Below are 21,569 nucleotides of genomic sequence, written 5' to 3'. Positions count from 1 at the left end.
ACGGCCGGGTTGGACATATATCGCCATAGCGGGCGAAACGGGGTAGCCATGGCGGGAGCGGCCGACTTCCACGACGCGGTCGAGGTCGGGGGCGACCTCGTCACCGGCGACAAGGTCACGGTGGTGATCCACGAGGCGGGGCCGCGGCCCGTACCGCCGGTCCGGCAGCTGCCGCCACCGCCGCCCGCCTTCGTCGGCCGGGCGGGCGAGCTGGCGGCGCTGGACGGCGCCCTCGCGGCGGCCCGGGACGCCGGCGGCGAGGGCCCGGCCACGGTGGTGCAGGTCCACGGCCTGTCCGGGGTCGGCAAGACCTCGCTCATCCTGCACTGGGCCGACCGGCGGCTGGACGACTTCGACGACCACTTCTTCCTCGACCTGCACGGCTCCTCCCGCGAGCACGCGGTGCCCGCCCGCAAAGCGCTGTACGGCCTGCTGCGCGCGCTCGGGCGGCGGACCGCCGAGATCCCCGCCGACGCGGCCTCCCGCGCCGCCCTCTTCCGGTCGCTGGTCGCCGGCCGCCGGGTCCTGCTGGTGCTGGACGACGCCGCCGGCGCCCGGGAGATCGAGCCGCTGGTGCCGCGCGGCCCGGGCACCCTGGTCGTGGTGAGCGCCCCGGCCCACCTCACCGGGCTGGGCACCCGCTTCCGCGTCGTGCAGGTGCCGGTCGGGCCGCTGCCGGCCGCCGAGTCCCGCGAGCTGGCCGCGCGCACGCTCGGCGCCGAGCGCTGCGCGGCCGAGCCCGCCGCGGCCGCCGCGCTCGCCGAGGCTTCCGGCGGCTGGCCGTTCCGCATCCAGCTCGCGGCCGAGGGGCTCGCGGTCGCGCCGCTGGGGTCGGTGACCGAGACGATCGCCGAGCTGCCGGAGGCCGGGCTGGGCGCCCGCCGCGCCGTCGAGCTGGCCTACGGCGGCCTGGACGCGGCCGAGCGGCGGGCGTTCCGGCTGCTCGGGCTGCTGCCGGGCCCCGACTTCGGCGCGGAGGCCGCCGCCGCGCTGCTCGGCCTGCCCGTCCAGGAGGCCCGCCGCCTGCTGCGCGAGCTCACCCGCCGCCGGCTCGTCGACCCGGGCATGGTCGGCCGGCTGCGGCTGCACGACATGGTGGCCGGGTACGCGCGCGACCGGCTCCGCGCCGAGGACGGCGCCGACGGCAAGGACGCCGCGGCCGCCGCCGAGCGCCTGTGGGACTGGTACCTGGAGTCGCTGCGCGCGGAGGGCGCCGACCGGCAGGCCTGGTTCGAGACCGAGCGGCCCGGGCTGGTCGCCGCCGTCCGGCAGGCCGCCGACCGCGGCGAGCGCGCCCGCGCGTGGGAGCTCGCCGACGCGCTCGGCCCGTTCCTGCGGCGCGGGCGGCACGCCGGCGACAACCTCGCGGTGCACGAGACCGGCCTGCGCGCGGCCCGCGCCGCCGGCGACGAGCGGGCCGCCGCGCTGATGCTCGACCGGCTCGCCGTCGTCCGCTGCGACCTCGGGCACCACGCGGAGGCGGCACGGGACGCCCGCGCCGCGTTCGAGATCTTCGACCGGCTCGGCGACCGGCACCGCGCCGGCTGGGCGCTCATCACCCTGTCCCGGGTCGAGCGGCTGCGCTGCGAGTACGACGACGCCCTCGCGTACGGCGAGCACGCGCTGGCGATCCTGGACGGCGACCCGCACGGCGTCGGCGCGGCCCGCGAGAAGATCGCGCAGGTGCACTGGCGGCGCGCCCGGTACCGCCCGGCGCTGCACCACGCCCGCGAGTCGCTGCGGGTGCACCGGGCCCTGGGCGACCGGGAGGGCGAGGCCGAGGCGCTGGAGATGCTCGCCCGGATCCTGCGCCGGATGGGCCACTCCCGCAAGGCGCTGGACTACGCCGGCCGCGCGCTGGAGGTGCGCACGGCGCTGGGCGACCCGCGCGGCCAGGGCGAGGCCCTGGACATCGTGGCCCGCATCCTGCGCCGGGCGGGGCGGCCCGCCGAGGCGCTGCGGTACGCCGACGCCGCGCTGCGCGTCCGCGAGGACGTCGGCGACCTCGCCGGCCGCGCCATGAGCCTGAACAGCCGGGCCCGCATCCTCCAGCTGCGGGGCGACAATCCGGGGGCGCTGGCCGCGGCGCGGCACGCGCTGGCCCTCTCCCGCGAGATCGGCGACCGGCACCAGGAGGGCGAGTCGCTGGCGACCATCGGGCACCTGCTGCACGACTGCGGCCACTACGAGGACGCCATCCGGCACGCGCGCCAGGCGCACGCGCTGCAACTCCGGCTCGGCGACCGGCACGGCGCGGGCTCGACGCTCAACCTGATCGCCATGGTGGAGCGGCGGCTCGGCCGGCCGGCCGACGCCCGCCGGGACGCCGGGCGCGCCGTGGCCCTGCAGACGCGGATCAAGGACGACTACGGCCGCGGCACCTCGCTGAACAACCTCGCCGAGATCGAGCGCGGCGCCGGCCGGTACGACGCGGCGCTCGGCCACGCCCGCGCCGCGCTGGAGGTGCGCCGCGCGGCCGGCGGGGGCGGCGACCGGTTCGGCGTGGGCGAGAGCCTGGCCACCATCGCCCGGATCCAGGCCCGGACCGGCCGGCACGCCGAGGCGCTCGGCCACGCCACCGCGGCGCTGGAACTCCAGCGCGAGATCGGCGACCGGCCGGGTGAGGGCGTGACGCTGGACGTGCTGGCCCGCATCCACATCCGTACCGCCCGCTACGAGGAGGCCGTCCGGTACGCCGAGGAGTCGCTGCGGATCCGGCGCGGGATCGGCGACCGCCGCGGCGTCGCCGAGAGCATGTCCAAGATCGCGCTGGCCCGCTGGCACCAGAGCGGCTACGAGGAGGCGCGCGAGCGGGCCACCGAGGCGCTGGCGATCCAGGAGGAGATCGGCGACCTGGCCGGCGCCAGCCACACCCTCTACATCCTGGCCCGCATCCATTCCCGCACCGCCCGGTACGAGGAGGCGCGCGAGTGCGCGCTGCGGTCGCTGGACATCTGCCGCCGCACCGGCGACCGGCACGGCGAGATCGACGACCTGCTCACCCTCGCCCACAACGACCGGCGGCGCGGCGAGTACGCCCGCGCGCTCGGCACCGCCCGCCGGGCGCTGTCGGCCCGCCGGGCGCTGGACGACCGCGCGGGCGAGGCGGAGGCGCTCACGCTCATCGGCCGCGTCCAGGGGCATCTGGGCCACCACGAGGACGCGCTGCGCCACCTGGACGAGGCGCTGGCCGTGCAGCGCGCGGCCGGCGACCGGTACGGCGAGGCCGAGACCCTGCACACGGTCGGGCTCGTCCGCTGGTGGCTGGCCGAGTACCCGGCCGCGCGGCGCACCCTCAAGCGGGCGCTCGGCATCCAGCGGACGATCGGCGACCGGGCCGCGGAGGGCCGCACGCTCACGCTGCTCGCCCGGGTGTGCCGGCACCGGTCGGCGTTCCAGGACGCGATCCGGCACGCCGGCAAGGCGATCAAGATCCAGCGGCAGATCGGCGACCGGGACGCCGAGGGGGAGGCGCTGGACGAGCAGGCCCGCGTCCACCACCTGCTCGCGAACTACCCGAAGGCGATCCGCCGGGCCGAGGAGGCGCTGCGCATCCGTACCGGCATCGGCGACCGGCGGGGCCAGGCCGAGACGCTGGACACGCTGTCGCGCAGCCACCGCAAGCTCGGCCGCAACGACGTGGCCGCCGACCTCGCCGGGCGGGCGCTGGCGCTGCACCGGGAGATCGGCGACCGGCGCGGCGAGGGCGAGAGCCTGTGCACGCTCGCGCACGCCCGCTGGCGGCTCGGCGACGAGGAGGCGGCGCTGGCCATCGCCGGGGAGTCGGTGCGGATCCGGCGCGAGGTCGGCGACCCGTTCGGGGAGGCCGAGAGCCTGGACCTGCTGGCCGGCATCCACCGCTTCTACCTGCGGCTGCCCGAGGCGTACGACCTGGCGACCGAGGCGCTGGCGCTGCGCCGCGAGATCGGCGACCGGCGCGGCGAGGGCGACTCGCTCAACACGCTGGCCCGGACCATGCGCCGGTTCGGGGACGTCGAGGCCGCGCTCGACTACGCGCGGCGGGCGCTGGTGATCCGGTACGAGATCGACGACCGGCGGGGCGCCGCCGACACCCTGGACGCCCTGTCCCGCACCTACTTCCAGGCCGGGGACCCGGCCGAGGCGCTGCGGCACGCGCGGTCCGCGCTGGCCGTCCAGGCGGAGATCGGCGACCAGTGGGGGCGCGGCGCGAGCCTGCTGCACCTGGGGGAGATCCACGCGGCGACGGGGGACCGGGAGCGGGCGCGCGAGCTGTTCGCGCAGGCGGCGGTCGTCTGCCGCAGGACCGGGCACGCGGCGGGCGCCGTCCAGGCCCGGCTCTGGCTGGGGCAGCTCCCGCTGGGGCCCGGCCGGTAGCGGGCGGCCGCCGCAGGGTTCCGGCCGCTCCCGGCGGGAAGGCTCGCCTCTGTCCTCATACGGATCGTCCCTGATCGGAGGTACGCGACGTGCTGGACGACGCCGAGGCGGCGCGGATCGACGCCTGGTGGAGGGCGGCCAACTACCTGTCGGCCGGGCAGATCTACCTGCGCGCCAACCCGCTGCTGCGCGAGGAGCTGCGGCCCGAGCACATCAAGCCGCGGCTGCTGGGCCACTGGGGCACCTCGCCGGGGCTCAACTTCTGCTACGCCCACCTCAACCGGGCGATCCGGGACCGCGACCTGGACATGATCTACATCATGGGGCCGGGGCACGGCGGCCCCGCCGCGGTGGCCAACGCCTGGCTGGAGGGCACGTACAGCGAGGTCTACCCGGACGTGTCGCGGGACGGGGCCGGGATGGCGCGGCTGTTCCGGCAGTTCTCCTACCCGGGCGGGATACCGAGCCACGTGGCGCCGGAGACGCCGGGCTCGATCCACGAGGGCGGCGAGCTGGGCTACTCGCTGGCGCACGCGTACGGGGCCGCGTTCGACAACCCGGACCTGGTGGTGGCGTGCATCGTGGGCGACGGCGAGGCCGAGACCGGGCCGCTGGCGGCGAGCTGGCACTCGACGAAGTTCCTGGACCCGGTGCGGGACGGCGCGGTGCTGCCGATCCTGCACCTGAACGGCTACAAGATCGCCAACCCGTCCGTGCTGGCCCGCGTCCCCGAGGAGGAGCTGGCGATGCTCCTGGAGGGGTACGGGCACCTGCCGTACCTGGTGAGCGGCGACGACCCCGCCTCGATGCACCGCACGATGGCGTCGGCGGTCGACCAGGCGCTGGACGAGATCCGCCGCATCCAGGCGGGCGCCCGGGAGGGCGGCGGCGCGGAGCGCCGCCGCTGGCCGATGATCATCCTGCGCACGCCGAAGGGCTGGACGGGCCCGAAGGAGGTCGACGGCGTTCCGGTCGAGGGCACCTGGCGCTCGCACCAGGTGCCGCTCTCGGGCGTGCGCGACCGGCCCGAGCATCTCGCGCAGCTGCGGGACTGGCTCCTGTCGTACCGGCCGGAGGAGCTGTTCGACGACGCCGGCCGCCCGCGCCCGGAACTCGCCGGGCAGGCGCCCGCGGGGAAGCGGCGGATGAGCGCCAACCCGCACGCCAACGGCGGCGAGCTGCTGCGCCCGCTGGTCCTGCCGGACTTCCGCGACTTCGCCGTCGCGGTCGACAAGCCGGGCGCCGGCACCGCCGAGCCGACCCGCGTGCTGGGCCGCTACCTGCGCGACGTCGTGGCCGCCAACCCGGACAACTTCCGCATCATGGGCCCGGACGAGACCGCCTCCAACCGGCTGGACGCGGTCTTCGAGGTCACCGACCGCGTCTTCACCGGCGAGCGGCTCGGCACCGACGAGCACCAGGCGCCGCACGGCCGGGTCATGGAGGTGCTCAGCGAGCACCTGTGCCAGGGCTGGCTGGAGGGCTACCTGCTCACCGGGCGGCACGGGCTCTTCAACAGCTACGAGGCGTTCATCCACATCGTGGACTCGATGTTCAACCAGCACGCCAAATGGCTGAAGGTGACCCGGCACCTGCCGTGGCGGCGGCCGATCGCCTCGCTCAACTACCTGCTGTCCTCGCACGTGTGGCGGCAGGACCACAACGGCTTCACCCACCAGGATCCCGGCTTCCTGGAAGTGGTGCTGAACAAGAAGCCGGAGATCGTCCGGGTCTACCTGCCGCCGGACGCCAACACGCTGCTGTCGGTCGGCGACCACTGCCTCCGCTCGCGCGACTACGTCAACGTCGTCGTCGCCGGGAAGCAGCCCACGCCCGCCTGGCTGCCGATGGACGAGGCCGTCGCGCACTGCACCCGCGGCATCGGCATCTGGGAGTGGGCGAGCACGGACGGGGGAGCGGACCCGGACGTGGTCCTGGCCTGCGCGGGCGACGTCCCCACGCTGGAGACGCTCGCCGCCGCCGACCTGCTCCGGCAGTACTTCCCCGAGCTGCGCGTGCGCGTGGTGAACGTCGTCGACCTGATGCGGCTGCAACCCGACACCGAGCATCCGCACGGGCTGCCGGACCGCGACTTCGACGCGCTCTTCACCACCGACAAGCCGGTCATCTTCGCCTTCCACGGCTACCCGTACCTGATCCACCGGCTCGCCTACCGCCGCCACGGCCACGCCAACCTGCACGTGCGCGGCTACAAGGAGGAGGGCACCACGACCACGCCGTTCGACATGGTGATGCTGAACGACCTCGACCGCTTCCACCTGGTCATGGACGTCATCGACCGCGTACCGGGGCTGGGCGGGCGGGTCGCGCACATCCGGCAGCGGATGGCCGACCGGCGGCTGGAGCTGCGCGCGTACACCCGCGAGCACGGCGAGGACGCGCCGGAAGTGCGCGACTGGACCTGGCCGTACTGAGCCGATCAAGCCGTACCGAGCCGATTCGAGCCGTACCGAGCCGAGAGGGGACCCGATGCGGGTGCTGACCGTCAACCCGGGATCCAGCAGCCTCAAGCTGAGCCTGCTCGACCACGACGACACCGTCCTGAACACCCTCGACCTGGACTCCGGGCCGGCGGGGCGGGAGGCCGAGCGGCTGGCCGCGGCGGTGGCGGAGATCCCGGCGCCGGACGCGGTCGGGCTGCGGTTCGTGCACGGCGGCCGGGACTTCACGCACCCGGCCGTGGTGGACGACGAGGTCGCCAAGCGGCTGCACGGCCTGATCGACCTCGCGCCGCTGCACCAGCCGCAGTCGCTGTACGCGCTCGGCGAGCTGCGCCGGGCGATGCCGGGCGTGCCGGTCGTGGCCTGCTTCGACACCGCGTTCCACGCGGGCCTGCCGGAGGCCGCGGCGGCGTACGCGGTCCCGGTCGAGTGGCGGGAGCGGCACGGGCTGCGGCGGTACGGGTTCCACGGCCTGTCGTACGCCTACGCGCTGCGCCGCGCCGGCGAGCTGCTCGGCACCGACCCGGCCGGGCTCCGCCTCGTGCTGTTCCACCTCGGGTCGGGCGCGTCGCTGGCGGCGGTCGCCGGCGGCCGGCCGGCCGACACCACGATGGGGTTCACGCCGCTGGAGGGGCTGGTCATGGCCACCCGCGCCGGGAACCTCGACCCCGGCATCCCGCTGTGGCTGTGCAAGCACGGGGTGCCGGAGGGGGAGATCTCCGACGCCCTGGAGCACCGGTCCGGGCTGCGCGCCCTGGCCGGCACCGGCGACATGCGGGAGATCCGGGACCGGGCGGGCAAGGGCGACGAGGTGGCCGCGTTCGCCCTGGACGTCTACCACCACCGGCTGCGGGGCAGCGCTGCCGCGATGGCCGCCGCGATGGGGGGCGTCGACGTGCTGGTGTTCACCGGCGGCGTCGGCGAGCACGACGCGGCCGTGCGCGAGCGCGCCGCCGCGGACCTCGCCTTCCTCGGCGCCGCCGTCGACACCGCCGCCAACGCCGCCGCCCGCGGCGACACCGAGGTCACCGCGCCCGGCGCGGCCGTCCGCACGCTGGTGGTCACCGCCCGCGAGGACCTGGAGATCGCCGCCGGCGTCCGCGCCGCCCTCGCCTGACGGGCCCGGCCCGCCCGGAGTGCCCGCAGGGCCCAAAGGGCCCTGGTGCGGCCCCGCCACTCCGCCGATGCTTGAGGCGCGTGTTCGCCGAGCGTACGGAGGGATCGATGGCGGGATCTGCCGTGCTGCGGTGCACGGGGCTGCGGAAGAGGTTCGGGGAGCTCCAGGCGGTGGACGGCCTGGGCTTCCACATCGCCGAGGGCGAGACCTACGGGCTGCTCGGCCCCAACGGGGCGGGCAAGACCACCTCCATCTCCATGATCGCCGGGATCCTGGCCCGCGACGGCGGCGAGATCCTGCTCGACGGCGTCCCGCTGACGCCCGCGAGCGTCGGGCCGAAGGCCGGGATCGGGTACGTGCCGCAGGAGCTGGCGATCTACCCCGACCTGTCCGCCGCCGAGAACCTCGCGTTCTTCGCCCGCCTGTACGGCATGTCGCGCGGCGAGGCGCGGCGGCGGGTGGCCGAGGTCCTGGAGACGGTCGGGCTGGCCGACCGCGCGAAGGACCGGGCCGGGACCTACTCGGGAGGCATGAAGCGCCGGCTGAACATCGGCGTCGGGATGCTGCACCGGCCGCGGCTGCTGATCCTGGACGAGCCCACGGCGGGCGTGGACCCGCAGAGCCGCAACGCCATCCTGGAGAGCGTCGGGCGGCTGGCCGGCGGCGGCATGGCCGTCCTCTACACCACGCACTACATGGAGGAGGCCGAGCGCCTCTGCGACCGCGTCGGGATCATCGACGCAGGGAGCCTCAAGGCCGAGGGCACCCAGCGGGAGCTGGTGGCGCTGGTGGAGGAGCGCGACCGGGTCGCGCTGGGCGCGAGCGGCGACCTCGCGGCGGCGGCCGCCGCGCTCGCCGGGATCCCCGGCGTCGAGCGCGCCGACCGGCGGGAGGACGGCCTGGAGCTGGCCCTCGACGACGCCCGCGACCGGCTGCCGGAGATCCTGCGGGTGGCGGCCAAGGCGGGCGCCGCCGTGCGGTCGGTGTCGGTGACCGAGCCCGACCTGGAGACGGTGTTCCTGCACCTCACCGGCAAGGCGCTGCGGGACCGCGCATGAGGACGGCGCTGCTCATCACCGCCAAGGACCTCCGGCAGCGCACCCGCGACCTGTCCCTGCCGATGTACGCGCTGCTGCTCCCCCTGGCGCTGGCGTTCGTCTTCGACCTGACCATGGGCGCCGCCGCGAACGGCGAGCGGTTCCGGTACGTGGTCGCCGACGCCGACGGGGGCCCGGCGGCGGCGCGGTTCGTGGACGCCGTGCTGCGCCCGGCCGAGCGGGCGGGCGTGCTGGAACTGCGCACCGCCCGTACCGCGGAGGAGGCCCGCCGGATCGTCGGCGACGGCGACGCGGCGGCCGCGTTCGTGGTCCCCGCCGGGTTCTCCGCCCAGGTGGCGGCCGGGCGGGCCGCGGAGCTGGAGGTGATCGGCAGCGCCGAGTCCACCACCGGGACGCAGGTGGCCCGCTCCCTCGCCACCGCCTACGCCGCCGAGGTGCGCGCCGTGCGGCTGGCAGTCGCCGTCGCCGCCGGAGGCCGCCCCGACCCCGCGCGGGCGGGCGAGCTGGCGGCGCGGGCCGGCGCCGTGCCGGCACCGGTGGCCGTCGAGGCCCGGACCGCCGCGGACCACCAGCTGAGCGTCGCGACGTACATGGCGGCGGGCATGGCGGTGTTCTTCCTCTTCTTCACCGTGCAGTTCGGCGTGACCGGGCTGCTGGAGGAGCGCGCGAACGGCACGATGCCGCGGCTGCTGGCGGCGCCGGTACGGCCGGTCGCCGTGCTGGCGGGCAAGATGCTCACCAGCGTGCTCGTCGGGCTGGCGAGCATGGCGGTGCTGGTCGCCGCGACGACGCTGCTGCTGGGCGCGAGCTGGGGCGATCCGCTCGGCGTCGCGCTGCTGGTGGCCGCCGGGGTGCTCGCCGCAACCGGGGTCATGGCGATCCTGGCCGCGGTGGCCCGTACCCCGGAGCAGGCCGCCGGATGGCAGGCGGCCGTCGCGGTCTCGCTGGGCGCGCTGGGCGGCGCGTTCTTCCCCATCGCGCAGGTCGGCGGGATCGTGGCCGCGCTCGGCCTGCTGACCCCGCACCGCTGGTTCATGCGGGGGCTGGCGGACCTGGCCGGCGGCGCGGGCGCGGCGGCGGCGCTGCCCGCCACCGGCGCGCTGCTGCTGTTCGCGGCCGCGACCGGCGGCCCCGCCCTGCTGCTCCTGGGAAGGACGCTGCGCCCATGAAGGCCCTCGCGATCGCCGGGACGGAGCTGCGCATCCTGCTGCGCGACCGGAGCAGCCTGTTCTTCCTGTTCCTGCTGCCGATGGGCCTCATCCTCGTGCTCGGCGCGACGTTCGGCGGCTCGGCCGAGCCCCGCCTGGGCGTGGTCGACCAGGGCCGCGGCGCGCTGTCGGGCGCGCTGCTCCGCGAGCTGGAAGCGATCGACGACGTGCGCGTCGAGCGGCTCGGCGGCGCGGCGGAGCTGCGCACCGCCGTGGAGCGTGGCCGGTTCCAAGCCGGGGTGATCGTCCCGGCCGGGTACGACGCGTCCCTGCGCGGGGGCGGCCGTACCGCGGTCGAGCTGCTGGCCCGGCCGGACCAGGACGGCATGCGGCTCGGCCCCACCGTGCGCGCCGCCGTGGCCCGCCAGGGCGAGCGGCTGCGCGCCGCGCGGTTCGCGCAGGGCGAGCGGAACGTGCCGCTGCCCCAGGCGCTGGCGGAGACCGACCGCGTCGCTCCCCACGTGCCCGGCGTCGAGGTCCGTACCGTGGCCGCGGGCGAGGACCCGTTCCCCGCGACGATGGGCCGGTTCACCGAGGGCGCGGCGGGACAGCTGCTGCTGTTCGTCTTCCTGACCTCGCTCACCGGCACCGTGGTGCTGATCCAGGGCCGCCGCACGGGCGTGCTCCGCCGGATGCTCGCCACCCCGACCCCGGTCCGCACGATCCTGTTCGGCGAGGCGCTCGGGCGGTTCGGCATCGCGCTCCTGCAGGGCGTGTTCATCATGGCCGGCTCGGCCCTGCTGTTCGGCGTCGACTGGGGCGCCCCGCTGCCCGCCGTCCTGGTCGTGCTGATGTTCTGCCTGGTCGGCAGCGGCGCCGCGATGGTCGCGGGCGCCGTGCTGCGCACCGAGCAGCAGGCCGGGGCGATCGGCGTGCTGCTCGGCCTCGGGCTGGCCGCGCTCGGCGGCTCGATGATGCCGCTGGAGTTCTTCTCGCCCGCCATGACGGTCGTCGCCCACCTCACCCCGCACGCCTGGGGCAACGAGGCCCTCGCGGAGCTGACCCGGCACGGCGCCGGGCTCGCCGACGTGCTGCCGGAGCTGGCCGTCCTGGGCGGCTACGCCCTCGTCCTCTTCGCGGCGGGGACGTACCTGCTGCGCCGTTCCCTGACGCGCGACTCCGCCCCCGGCTGACACCCGCCCGGGCCGCCCGGGCCGCCCGGCACGGCGGGCGTTCGCGTCCGCCGCGGCCGGTTCCGGCGTGGTGGAACGGACGGGGTGATGTCCCGCCGTGTACGGGGTAGGCCCCTCGCGTGCAGTCGTACGTGGCGGTGCTCGCCCTGCTGGGGCTTCTCGGCGCCCTGATCTCGGCGGTCCACGCCCTCGGCGCGCTCGTCGCGGCGGGCGGGCCGCTGCGCGCCGCCCCGTACCTGTCGGGCGGCCGCCCGGCCGAGCACGCCGTGTCGCGCTACCACGTGCGCTGGTACGCGGTGACGACGGTCTTCCTGGCCTTCGACATGGAGATGATCTTCATGTACCCGTGGGCGCTGGTCGTGGCGTCGGTCGGCACCAAGGCCGTCGTCGAGATGTTCCTGTTCCTCGGCCTCCTCCTGGTGGGCGTCCTGTACGCCTGGCGCGAGGGGGCCTTCCGGTGGGCCTGACCGGCCGCCTGGCCGCCTACGCCGCCGGGCGCCCGCGGCCGTTCACGGTGCCCGTTCCCGGCGGGACGCGGGCCCGGCTCCTGGTGGAGGCCGAGCTGCGCCGCCGCGCCTGGACCCCGGCGCCCGGCCCGGTCGAGTCCGGCCTCCTCGTCGTCTGCGGCGATCCGGGCCCGGAGCTGGCCGAGGCCGTGGACGCGGTCTGGGCCGGCCTGCCCGCGCCCCGGGCCAGGGTCGCGCTGCCGCCGCACGCCACGGAGGCGGACGTCCGCGCCGCCCTCGACCGTGCCGCCCGCCACCTGGGCGACGTCCCGGCGCAGCGCGCCGGCCTCGCCGAGGACCACGCGGCCGAGCACGCGGACGAGCACTCCGGGCACGCCGGGCAGCCGGAACACGGGCACGGCGAACACGGGCACCACATGACGGGCTCCCCCGGCGGGGTGGCGATGGCCGAGCGGGCGCCCGACCGGGACGGGCTGAAGCTCGACGTCCTGCACGTCCCGCTCGGGCCGGTCCTGGCGGACTGGCCGGCGGGGCTGCGGGTGCGGGTCGCCATGCAGGGCGATGTCGTGCAGGACGCCGAGTGCGAGGTGCTGGGCGGGACGGGCGGCGGGAGCTTCTGGGACGGGCCGTGGCTCGCGGCCGCGGCGGGGGAGCGGGTGACGCGGGGCGAGGCGGAGCGGCGGCGGGCGGCGTCCCATCTCGACGGGCTCGCCCGGTTCCTCGCCGTCGCGGGGTGGCGGGGCCAGGCCGAACGCGCCCGGCGGCTGCGCGACGGCGTGCTGGCCGGGGCGCCGGAGGAGGAGCTGAGCGCGGCCTTCGCGCGGTTCGCCCGGCGCACCGGGCGCTCGCGGACGCTGCGCTGGATGGTCCGCGGGCTGGGCGTCGTGGATCGCGCGGCCGTGGAGCGGTACGGGCTCGCGGGGCTCGTCGCGCGGCATCCCGGCGACGCGGTGACGCGGCTGCGGGCCCGCCTCGCCGAGACCGGCGCGGCCCTCAAGAGGGCCGGTGACCGTACGGCGCTCGGGGACGGCGAGGGCCCGCGCGGCCCGGCGGGCGGCGCGCCGAGCGCGGCGACCCTGCGAGCGCTGCCCGGGCTGCTGGCGGGCGCGGAGCTGGCCGCGGCGCGGCTGATCGTCGCCGATCTCGACCCCGACCCCGACCCGATCGGGGCCGCCGATGCGTGAGACGCCGGTGTGGGCGGTGGCCGCGCTGCCGGTGGCGCTGGGCCTGCTCGCGTACGCGGCGGCCGTGCTGGACGCCGCGTTCCGCGTCCCGCCGCTCGCCGCCCTGGACGCGCCGCTGCGCGGTACCGCCCGGCTGCTCGTCCAGCAGCGCCGGGCGACGCTCGCCGCCGACCGGCTCCTGGCGCGCGCCGGGGCGGCCGTGCTGCCCGCCGCCGCGCTGCTGGCCGCCGTGGTGATCCCGATGGGCACGGTCGCGGTGGCGCCGATGACCGCCGGCGTCGTGTGGTTCAACGCGATGGAGGTCGCGGTCTGGGCCGCGGTGTGGCTGGTCGGCTGGGGCACCAACTCGGCGTACGCGCTGGTGGGCGGCTACCGCTTCCTCGCGCAGGGGCTGGCGTACGAGCTGCCGCACATGTTCGCCCTGATCACCGCGGCCCTGGGCGCGGGCTCGCTGGACCTGTCGCGGGTCGCCGCCGCCCAGCACGGGCTGTGGTTCGCGGTCTGGATGCCGGTCGCGTTCGCCGTCTACCTGGTCTCCGCTCTGGCGATCGCGTTCTGGGGCCCGCTGGGGCACCCGGTGGGGGACGACATCGCGGGCGGGGCGGCGGTGGAGCTGTCCGGCCCCGACCGGCTGGTGTGGACCGCCGGGCGGTACGCACTGCTCGCGGTGGTCGCGGCGGCGGCCGTGCCGCTGTTCCTGGGCGGCGGCGCCGGCCCGCTGCTGCCGCCGCCCGCGTGGTCGCTGGTCAAGACCCTCGCCGTGCTGGCCCTGCTGGTGTGGGCGGCGCACCGGCTGCCGGTGGTGCGCGCGGACCGGTTCATGGGGTTCGCGTGGACGGTGCTCGTCCCGGCCGCGCTGCTGCAGATGCTCGTCGTCGGAATCGTCGTCCTGGACTGAGGGGGTGAGGGCGGGTGGAGGTGGTCGCGTTCTGGGCGCTGGCGGTGGCCGCGGTCGCGAGCGGGGTCGCGGTCTTCGTGGTGGACTCGATGGCGCGCGCCACGTTCGCGCTGCTGGTCTCGTTCCTGTGCGTGGGGCTGGAGCTGCTGCTGATCGACCTCCAGTACCTCGGGGTGCTGGTGGTGCTGATGATGATCATGGAGATGCTGGTGATGGCGGTCTTCATGATCATGTACATGATGAACCCGGCCGGGCTGATGCCGATGACGATGGTCCACAACAGGCGCGGGGCCCTCGCCATCGCGGGCGGGACGTTCGCCGTCCTGGCCGCCGGGATCTTCCTGGTGCCCTGGCCCGAGCGCCGGGGCGTCCCGCCGCCCGACCCGACCCGCGCGCTGGGCGAGGCGATCATGGGGCCGAAGATGCTGGTGATGATGGTGATCGGCGCGGCGATCCTGGCCACGATGATCGCCTCGGTGGTGCTGGCGACCCACCGCGGCCGGTACGGGAGCGCGCGGTGACCCTGGAGGCGTTCCTGCTGCTGGCCGCCGCGCTGTTCGCGGTGGGGCTGTTCGGCGCGCTGTCCCAGCAGTCGGTCGTGATGCTGATGATGGGCCTGGAGCTCATGGTCAACGGCCTGCTGGTCGCGGGCGCCGCGTTCTGGTTCCACCTGGCGCCCGGCGCGGCGGACGGGCAGGTCCTCGTGCTGGTCGCGGTCACCGTGATGGCGCTGGAGATGGCGATGGGCTTCGCCGTCGTCACCGCGCTGTTCCGCGCCCGGGACGTCGACACCACCGACGACGCGCGGGACCTCCGGGGATGAGCGCGCTGGGCTGGGCGCTGCCCGGGCTGCCGCTGGCGGCCGGGGCGCTGCTCCTGCTCGCCGGGCGGCGCGCGGACCGCCTCGCCCCGGCGCTCGGCGTCGCGGCGGCGGCGGCGACGCTCGCCGCCGCGATCGGCGCGGCGGCCGCGCGCCCGGCCGTACGGTTCCCGCTGTTCGAGGGGATGCCCGGCGGCCTCGCGGTGGACGGCCTGTCGGCCGCGCTCGCGGTCACGGCCGCCGCCGCCACGCTCGCCGTGCTGGTCTTCGCCGCCGGGGACATGCCGGCCGCGGCGGCGCGCGCCCGCTTCTCCGGGCTGATGCTGGTGTTCTCGGGCGCGATGCTGGTCACGGTCACCGCGACCGATCTCGCCGTGCTGCTCATGGGCTGGGAGGTCATGGGCGCGATGTCGTACGCACTGATCGGCTTCCGCTGGCGGGACCCCCGCCGGGCCGGCTCGGGGAGCGCCGCGTTCCTCACCACCCGCGCGGGCGACCTGGGCCTGTACGCGGCGGCGGGCTGCGCCGTGGCGGGCACGGGCGCGCTCTCCCTGGACGGGCTCGCGGCCGCCGCGGACCCGTGGCGCGACCTGATCGCCGCCGGGATCGTCGCCGCGGCGCTGGGGAAGTCGGCGCAGCTGCCGTTCTCGTTCTGGCTCTCGCGCGCGATGGACGGCCCCAGCCCCGTCTCGGCGCTGCTGCACTCGGCGACGATGGTCGCCGCCGGCGCGTACCTGCTGCTGCGCCTGGAGCCGCTCCTCGCCGCCACCGGCTGGGCGGGCCCGCTCGTCGCCTGGACCGGCGCCCTCACCGCACTGCTGCTCGGTGCCGTGGCCCTCGCCCAGCGCGACCTGAAGCAGCTCCTCGCCGCCTCGACCTGCGCGCAGGTCGGGTTCATGGTGCTCGCCGCCGGCGCGGGGGCGATCGCGGGCGGCGCCGCCCATCTGGTCGCGCACGCCGCCGTGAAGAGCCTGCTGTTCCTGTGCGCGGGCGCGTGGCTGACCGCGCTCGGCACCAGGGACCTCGGCGGGCTGCGCGGCGCGGCCCGCCGCCACCGGCTGGTCGGCGCCGCGTTCACCGTGGGCGCGCTGGCCCTGGCCGGCCTGCCGCCGCTCTCGCTGTGGGCCACGAAGGGCGCGATCCTGGCGGCGGCCGCCGAGGAGTCACCGCCGCTGTACGCGGCGGGCCTGGCCGCCGCCGTCCTGGCCACCCTGTACGCCCTCCGCGCGCTCCTCGCCGTATGGGGCCCCGCCGCCGACTCCAGAGACATCGGCCTACTGGAGAGACTCCCGCTGCCGCCGCTCGCCGCCGCCGCTGCCGTCCTGGGAGCGCTGACCCTCCCCGGCCTGGCGGCCCCGTGGCGGCACCTTCTCGGCGCCCCCGCCGGAAGCGGCGCGCTCCTCCCCGAGCTCCTCGTCTCCGGCGTTCTCGCGGCGGCCGCGGCGGCCGCGCTCCTCCTCGCACGGCACCGCCGGTCCGGGCGGGCCGCGGGCGTGGTGTTCGGGGAGTGGCTTCATCTCGAGCGGATGGCCGTGCGGGGTTTGGTGCGGCCCGTCATGCGGGTCGCGCACGGGCTGGCCCGGTTCGATGACCGGGTGGTCGACGGTGCCGTGCGGGGGGCGGCGGCGGGCGGGCGCCGGGCCGGCCGGGTCGCGGCGCGCCGGGGCGAGGGCGCCGTGGACGGGGCCGTCGAGGCCGCCGGGCGGGCGGGGCGGCGGCTCGGGCGGCTCGCGCGGCGGCCGCAGACCGGTCTGGTGCACACCTACTACGCGCAGGCCGCCGTGGCGTTCGTCCTGCTGGTCCTCGTCGTCGTCCTGGCCGGGTGAACGTGCTCTCACTACTGATCTTCTGGCCGCTCGCGGTGGGGCTCGCCCTGCTCGCGCTGCCGCGGCTCGCGGACCGTACCGTCGCCGTGGTCTGGATCGCGGCCGCGGCCGCGGACCTGGCGCTGGTCATCGTGCTCTGGGCCCGGTACGGCGGCGGCATCGGGTACGAGACCCGGCTGCGCTGGATCCCGTCCGTGGGGGCCGGCTACCACGTCGGCGCCGACGGCCTCTCGCTGCCGCTGCTCGCGCTGACCTGCGTGCTCTTCCTGTGCTGCGCGGTCTACTCGCTGCGGCTCGCGCACCGGGTGCGGGCGTTCGCCGCGCTGTTCCTGTTCCTGCAGACCGTCTGCCTCGGCGTGTTCGCGGCGCTGGACCTGCTGCTGTTCTTCGTGTTCTTCGACCTGTCGATCGTCGGCATGTACTTCGTGATCGCGGGCTGGGGGCACGGCGGCCACGTCCGGTCGGCGCTGAAGTTCTTCCTCTACACCTTCCTCGGGTCGCTGGTGCTGCTGCTCGGCTTCATCGGCCTCTACCTGGGCGCCGAGCCGCACACGTTCGACCTGGTCGAGCTGATCCGGACGCCGCCGCTGGAGGGCGGGGCGGCGGGGCTCGCGCTGCTGGCGATCGGCCTCGGGTTCGCGATCAAGACGCCGGCGGTCCCGTTCCACACCTGGCTGCCCCCGGCGCACACCGACGCGCCGGCCGCCGGGTCGGCGATCCTGGCGGGCGTCCTGCTGAAGATGGGCGGGTACGGCCTGCTCCGGATCGCGATGCCGGCGCTGCCCGACGCGTGGCGCCGGTACGCCTGGGCGATCGTCGTGATCGGCCTGGTGAGCGTCCTGTACGGGGCGCTGGTCGCGCTCGCGCAGCGGGACCTGAAACGGCTGATCGCCTACACGTCGGTCAACCACATGGGGTACGTGGTGCTGGCCGCCGGCGCCGCGGGCCTGGCCGGCGACGCCGCCGCCCGGCGCCTCGCCGTCACCGGCGCGGTCACGCAGATGGTCAGCCACGGGCTGCTGACCGGCGCGCTGTTCCTGCTGGCCGGGGTGCTGTACGACCGCGCCCGCACGTACGACATGGACCGCTTCGGCGGGATCGCCGGCACGGCCCCGGCCTTCGCGGCGCTGACGGCGGTCGCGGCGTTCGGCTCGCTCGGCATCCCCGGGCTGTCCGGCTTCATCGCCGAGTTCCAGATCTTCGCCGGCGCGATCGGCGGCGGCGCCCCGGTCGCGGGGGCGCTCGCGGTGCTCGGCATCCTGATCACCGCCGCGCTGTTCCTGGCCGTCCTGCACCGCACGCTGCTCGGCCGCCCCGGCGAGCTGGAGGTCACCGACCTGCGCGGTTCCGAGCGCGCCGCGATCGTCCCGCTGCTGGCGCTGTCCCTGGTCATCGGGCTGGCCCCGCGCTTCCTGCTCGACCTGATCGAGCCGGCCTCCGCCGCCCTGGTCGCGCTGGTGGGCCGATGAGCGAGAACCCGGCCGACCTGCTGCCCGAGCTGTGCGCGCTGCTCGGCGCCGTCCTCGGCCTGGTCGCGGGCCTGTTCCTGCCCCGGACGCGGCAGTGGATCGCCGTCCTCGGCTGCGCCGCCGGCCTGGCCGCCGGACTCGTCTTCGCGGTGCTCGCGGCGGGCCGCCCGGACGCGATGACGTTCGACGCGTTCATGCTGGACCCGGTCACGCACGTCACCCGCGTCACCGTCCTGGCGGGGACGCTGGCCGTCCTGGGGCTGGCCGCGGGGCCGGTGCGCGGGCACCCGCGCGAGACCGAGTTCGCGGTGCTGACCGTGCTCGCCGCCCTCGGGACCATCCTGCTGGGGGCCTCGTCCGACCTGCTCGTGCTGGTGGCGGCGTACCTGCTGGCGAGCATCCCCGCGTACGCGCTGGCGGGCTTCGGCAAGGACGCCCCGGGCACCGAGGCGGCCCTGAAGTACTACCTGCTGGGGGCCTTCTTCGGGATCTTCATGCTGACCGGCGTGACCCTCCTGTACGGCCTGGGACGCGCCACCGCCTACGAGGCGGTCGCCCTCCCGGACACCCCGGCCGTCACGATCGCCGCCGCCCTCCTCCTGCTCGGCCTGCTCTTCAAGGCGGGTGCCGTGCCGGGCCACTTCTGGATCCCGGACGTGGCCGAGGGAGCGCCGCCAGTGGTGGCGGCGTTCGTCACCACCGTGCCCAAGATCGGCGCGTTCGCCGCCCTCTACCGGCTGGGCACGGAGCTGGACGTACCGGACTGGACGCTGCTCGTCGCCCTGATCGCGGCCGCGACGATGACGCTGGGCAACCTCGCCGCCTTCGGCCAGCGGAACGTCCGCCGGCTGCTGGCGTACTCGACCGTCGGCCAGGCCGGATACCTGCTGGTCCCGGTCGCGATGGCGGGCCGCACGGGCCTGGCCGAGCCGGCGCTGCTGTTCTACCTGGGCGCCTACGCGATCACCAACCTCGGCGCGTTCGCCGTGGTCGTCGCCGCGGGCGAGGACGACCTGCCCGCCTACGGCGGCCTGGCCCGCCGGTCGCCCGCCCTCGCGCTCGCCCTCGCGGTCTGCCTCCTCGGCCTCGTCGGCACGCCGCCGACCGCCGTGTTCGCCGGCAAGCTGCTGATGTTCGGCGCCGCGATGGACGGCGCGTACGCCTGGCTGGCCGTCGCCGCCGCCGTCAACTCGGTCGCCAGCGTCTTCTACTACCTGCGCTGGATCGTCCCGGTGTTCGGCCGCGGGCAGGGACCGCCGGCCCCCGTGCGGACGGGGGCCGCGGCGATCGCCTGCGCGGCCGCCCTCGGCTCGGTCGCCATGGGCGCGGCCGCCGGCCTCCTGCTCGGCTGAGGCCGCGCGGTCAGCGGGACCGGGAGCGCGCGGTCTCCCGCTTGTTGGCCTTCTCGATGGCCTTGACGAGCTCGCTCTTGCTCATGCTGGACCGGCCGGAGATGTCCAGCCGCTTGGCGACGCCGTACAGGTGCTGCTTCGAGGCGTTGGCGTCGACGCCGCCCGCGGTCTTCCGGGACGTGTTCCGCCCGCCCTTCGCCTGCGCGTCCGAGGGGCCCTTGCCGCCCCCGGCCTTCGGCTCCCAGTGGTCGCCGACCTTCTCGTGCGTGTGCTTGAGCGCGGCGTACGCGACCTGGTGCGCGCGCCGGCCCTCCCCGTACTCCTCGGCGGCCGAGTCGTGCGCCTTGGCGAAGGTGCGCTGCGCCTTGGCGTCGGAACGCTTCAGCGTGTCGGGCAGCTCCGCCTTCCTGGCCTGCCCCTTGCGGTCGCTCTTGGGCATCTGCCAGCACCCCCTCATGTCGCTGCGGTGCCTTCCACTAGGGGTTGTGCACGCCATGAGCCGCTCGAAACACGGCGGCTAGCGCTCCGGGTGGAAGCGGCCGAAGCGGCCGCGGTGGTAGAGGAGGGGCCGGTCGTCGCGCACGGCGGCGCCGGTGACCCGGCCGACGGCGAGGACGTGGTCGCCGATGGCGATGGTGTCGTACGGGACGCAGAGGAGGTGCGCGCACACGCCGTCCAGGAGGGGCGTGCCGTGCTCGTCCGGGTGCCAGCGGGTGGGCGGGGCGAAGCGGTCGACTCCCCGCCGGGCGAACCGGGCGGCGAGCGCGGACTGGTCGCCGGCCAGGATGTTGACGGCGAACCGGCCGGCCTCGCGCAGCGCGGGCCAGGTGGTGGAGGAACGGTCCACGTAGAACGAGACGAGGGGCGGGTCGAGGCTGACCGACGAGAACGACGTCGCGGTGAGCCCGGCCGGTCCACCGCCGGCGGCGGCGGTGACGACGACGACCCCGGCGGCGTGCAGGGCGAGCGCCCGGCGGAAGCGCGCGGGGTCGAGCGCCAGGTCCGGCACGGTCTCGGTCATGGAGCACCTCCCTTTCCAGGAATTTCCTACCTACATTATAGGAAATATGCTCCATCGGGCCAGGACGGTCCCGGCCCGGGGGCGATCAGGCGCCGGGCGTGACCACGACCTTGCCCGTGACCGTACGGTCCGCGATGGCCGCCAGCGCCTCGGCGGCCCGTTCCAGCGGGTAGCGCGCCGTCACCGTCGCCCCGATCCCGCGCTCCTGGAGGGCGGCCAGCGCGGCGGCGTCCCGGGCGGCCTGCTCGGGCTCGTGCTCGGCGAACCCGCGCAGGTCGAACCCGAGCACCCGCACGTCCTTGAGCAGCACCAGGTTGAGCGGGATCCTCGGGATGGTCCCGGACGCGTACCCCAGCGTCACGAACCGCCCCCGCCGCCGCGTCGCCCGCAGCAGCGTCTCGGCGAGATCGCCGCCGACGACGTCCAGGACGACGTCCGCGCCGCCGCCCGTGATCTCCCGTACCCGCGCCTTGACGTCCGGGGCACCCGACAGGTCGAGCACCGCGTCGGCCCCCAGGCTCTCGCAGAACGCGGCCTTCTCCGGGCCGGAGACGACCGCCAGCGAGCGGGCGCCGAACTCCCGCGCCAGCGTCACGGCAGCCGAGCCCACCCCGCCGGCCGCGCCGGTGATCACGACCCACTCGCCGGGCCGGACCCCGGCGGTCGTGCGCAGCGCCGAGTACGCGGTGGTGGACGCCACCCCGCTCGCCGCCGCGACCGCCAGGTCGGCGCCCGCCGGCAGCCGCCGTACCGCCGCGGCCGGGACCAGCGCCTTCTCAGCGAACCCGCCCGCGAACGTCGACGCGACGACCGGGTCGCCCGCGGCGACCGCGGTCACGCCCGGCCCGACCTCGGCCACCACCCCGGCGACCTCGCTGCCGGGCGTGAACGGCAGCGGCATGCTCACCTGGTAGCCGTCGCCGACGAACAGCACGTCGGTGAAGTTGACCGCCGCCGCCGCGACGGCCACGACGACCTGCCCCTCCCCGGGCACCGGATCGGGCAGCTCCTCCACCGCGAGGACGTCGGCGAGTTCGCCGGGGGAGCCGTACCGGTGGCAGCGGACCGCTTTCATGCGTCACCTCGGGAACAAGATCGTCAATTCGGCAGAACGCGATTCTAGACGTCGCGGCGCCGGCTCCGCCGGCCGACCTCGGCCTCCTGGCCGCCGGTGACCTGGACGGCGAGGGTGGCCCCG

The 21,569-nt window shown here is 76.2% G+C and carries 17 protein-coding genes; 14 read left to right on the top strand and 3 right to left on the bottom strand.

Annotation, left to right across the window (positions count from 1 at the left end; genetic code table 11):
- Window positions 1-48: 48 nt before the first annotated feature.
- The 14 genes from ACA361_RS18380 (at window position 49) to ACA361_RS18315 (ending at window position 19,350) form a co-directional block, all read left to right on the top strand.
- Window positions 49-4,356: a tetratricopeptide repeat protein gene (locus ACA361_RS18380; protein WP_375013231.1), complete on the top strand. Its 4,308-nt coding sequence runs from the start codon at window positions 49-51 to the stop codon at window positions 4,354-4,356.
- Window positions 4,357-4,445: 89 nt separating this feature from the next.
- Window positions 4,446-6,791, top strand: coding sequence for a phosphoketolase (locus ACA361_RS18375; RefSeq protein WP_375013230.1), 2,346 nt, complete (start codon window positions 4,446-4,448; stop codon window positions 6,789-6,791).
- A 55-nt stretch (window positions 6,792-6,846) separates the two neighbouring features.
- A complete protein-coding gene (locus tag ACA361_RS18370; RefSeq protein ID WP_375013229.1) occupies window positions 6,847-7,935 on the top strand; it encodes an acetate/propionate family kinase in 1,089 nt (362 codons plus the stop codon).
- 107 nt (window positions 7,936-8,042) lie between these two features.
- On the top strand, window positions 8,043-8,993 hold the full coding sequence (locus tag ACA361_RS18365; protein WP_375013228.1) for an ATP-binding cassette domain-containing protein: 951 nt from the start codon (window positions 8,043-8,045) through the stop codon (window positions 8,991-8,993).
- Complete coding sequence (locus tag ACA361_RS18360; RefSeq protein ID WP_375013227.1) at window positions 8,990-10,162, top strand: ABC transporter permease; 1,173 nt, start codon at window positions 8,990-8,992, stop codon at window positions 10,160-10,162. The genes ACA361_RS18365 and ACA361_RS18360 overlap by 4 nt, the downstream gene beginning before the upstream one ends.
- A complete protein-coding gene (locus ACA361_RS18355; RefSeq protein ID WP_375013226.1) occupies window positions 10,159-11,334 on the top strand; it encodes an ABC transporter permease in 1,176 nt (391 codons plus the stop codon). The genes ACA361_RS18360 and ACA361_RS18355 overlap by 4 nt, the downstream gene beginning before the upstream one ends.
- A gap of 119 nt (window positions 11,335-11,453) precedes the next feature.
- Entirely contained in the window at window positions 11,454-11,801 is a 348-nt protein-coding gene (locus ACA361_RS18350) for an NADH-quinone oxidoreductase subunit A (RefSeq protein ID WP_375013225.1), read from the top strand.
- A complete protein-coding gene (locus tag ACA361_RS18345) occupies window positions 11,792-12,985 on the top strand; it encodes a hypothetical protein (protein WP_375013224.1) in 1,194 nt (397 codons plus the stop codon). The genes ACA361_RS18350 and ACA361_RS18345 overlap by 10 nt, the downstream gene beginning before the upstream one ends.
- Window positions 12,978-13,883, top strand: coding sequence for an NADH-quinone oxidoreductase subunit H (locus ACA361_RS18340; RefSeq protein WP_375013223.1), 906 nt, complete (start codon window positions 12,978-12,980; stop codon window positions 13,881-13,883). Before ACA361_RS18345 ends, ACA361_RS18340 begins: the two co-directional genes overlap by 8 nt.
- Before the next feature lie 14 nt (window positions 13,884-13,897).
- Entirely contained in the window at window positions 13,898-14,404 is a 507-nt protein-coding gene (locus tag ACA361_RS18335) for an NADH-quinone oxidoreductase subunit J (RefSeq protein WP_375013222.1), read from the top strand.
- On the top strand, window positions 14,401-14,706 hold the full coding sequence (gene nuoK / locus ACA361_RS18330; RefSeq protein ID WP_375013221.1) for an NADH-quinone oxidoreductase subunit NuoK: 306 nt from the start codon (window positions 14,401-14,403) through the stop codon (window positions 14,704-14,706). The genes ACA361_RS18335 and nuoK overlap by 4 nt, the downstream gene beginning before the upstream one ends.
- The gene (locus tag ACA361_RS18325; RefSeq protein WP_375013220.1) at window positions 14,703-16,529 is read left to right on the top strand and encodes a proton-conducting transporter membrane subunit; all 1,827 of its coding nucleotides are present in this window, start codon (window positions 14,703-14,705) and stop codon (window positions 16,527-16,529) included. Before nuoK ends, ACA361_RS18325 begins: the two co-directional genes overlap by 4 nt.
- Entirely contained in the window at window positions 16,526-17,998 is a 1,473-nt protein-coding gene (locus ACA361_RS18320; RefSeq protein WP_375013219.1) for a NuoM family protein, read from the top strand. Before ACA361_RS18325 ends, ACA361_RS18320 begins: the two co-directional genes overlap by 4 nt.
- A complete protein-coding gene (locus ACA361_RS18315) occupies window positions 17,995-19,350 on the top strand; it encodes an NADH-quinone oxidoreductase subunit N (protein ID WP_375013218.1) in 1,356 nt (451 codons plus the stop codon). The genes ACA361_RS18320 and ACA361_RS18315 overlap by 4 nt, the downstream gene beginning before the upstream one ends.
- 10 nt (window positions 19,351-19,360) lie before the next feature.
- On the opposite strand, the gene ACA361_RS18310 is transcribed toward ACA361_RS18315, so the two are convergent.
- From ACA361_RS18310 to ACA361_RS18300, 3 genes are all read right to left on the bottom strand, one after another.
- Window positions 19,361-19,789 (bottom strand): ChaB family protein, encoded by a 429-nt coding sequence (locus ACA361_RS18310; protein ID WP_375013217.1) that lies wholly within the window; start codon window positions 19,787-19,789, stop codon window positions 19,361-19,363.
- Between the two features lie 78 nt (window positions 19,790-19,867).
- On the bottom strand, window positions 19,868-20,371 hold the full coding sequence (locus ACA361_RS18305) for a flavin reductase family protein (protein WP_375013216.1): 504 nt from the start codon (window positions 20,369-20,371) through the stop codon (window positions 19,868-19,870).
- An 85-nt stretch (window positions 20,372-20,456) separates the two neighbouring features.
- A complete protein-coding gene (locus tag ACA361_RS18300; RefSeq protein WP_375013215.1) occupies window positions 20,457-21,446 on the bottom strand; it encodes a zinc-binding dehydrogenase in 990 nt (329 codons plus the stop codon).
- Between the last annotated feature and the right edge of the window lie 123 nt (window positions 21,447-21,569).

The sequence above is a fragment of the Actinomadura sp. 21ATH genome (genome assembly GCF_041951345.1).
In the GTDB taxonomy this organism is placed as follows: domain Bacteria; phylum Actinomycetota; class Actinomycetes; order Streptosporangiales; family Streptosporangiaceae; genus Spirillospora.
The sequence above is the reverse complement of the archived record's forward strand: the minus strand, read 5'-3'. Positions and strand labels throughout refer to the sequence as shown.

What these genes read in the sequence shown, in the direction of transcription:
- ACA361_RS18380 (WP_375013231.1), top strand. Translation starts at nt 49, where the DNA reads ATGGCGGGAGCGGCCGACTTCCACGACGCGGTCGAGGTCGGGGGCGAC.
- ACA361_RS18370 (WP_375013229.1), top strand. Translation starts at nt 6,847, where the DNA reads ATGCGGGTGCTGACCGTCAACCCGGGATCCAGCAGCCTCAAGCTGAGC.
- ACA361_RS18365 (WP_375013228.1), top strand. Translation starts at nt 8,043, where the DNA reads ATGGCGGGATCTGCCGTGCTGCGGTGCACGGGGCTGCGGAAGAGGTTC.
- ACA361_RS18360 (WP_375013227.1), top strand. Translation starts at nt 8,990, where the DNA reads ATGAGGACGGCGCTGCTCATCACCGCCAAGGACCTCCGGCAGCGCACC.
- ACA361_RS18355 (WP_375013226.1), top strand. Translation starts at nt 10,159, where the DNA reads ATGAAGGCCCTCGCGATCGCCGGGACGGAGCTGCGCATCCTGCTGCGC.
- ACA361_RS18340 (WP_375013223.1), top strand. Translation starts at nt 12,978, where the DNA reads ATGCGTGAGACGCCGGTGTGGGCGGTGGCCGCGCTGCCGGTGGCGCTG.
- ACA361_RS18325 (WP_375013220.1), top strand. Translation starts at nt 14,703, where the DNA reads ATGAGCGCGCTGGGCTGGGCGCTGCCCGGGCTGCCGCTGGCGGCCGGG.
- ACA361_RS18315 (WP_375013218.1), top strand. Translation starts at nt 17,995, where the DNA reads ATGAGCGAGAACCCGGCCGACCTGCTGCCCGAGCTGTGCGCGCTGCTC.
- ACA361_RS18310 (WP_375013217.1), bottom strand. Translation starts at nt 19,789, where the DNA reads ATGCCCAAGAGCGACCGCAAGGGGCAGGCCAGGAAGGCGGAGCTGCCC.
- ACA361_RS18305 (WP_375013216.1), bottom strand. Translation starts at nt 20,371, where the DNA reads ATGACCGAGACCGTGCCGGACCTGGCGCTCGACCCCGCGCGCTTCCGC.
- ACA361_RS18300 (WP_375013215.1), bottom strand. Translation starts at nt 21,446, where the DNA reads ATGAAAGCGGTCCGCTGCCACCGGTACGGCTCCCCCGGCGAACTCGCC.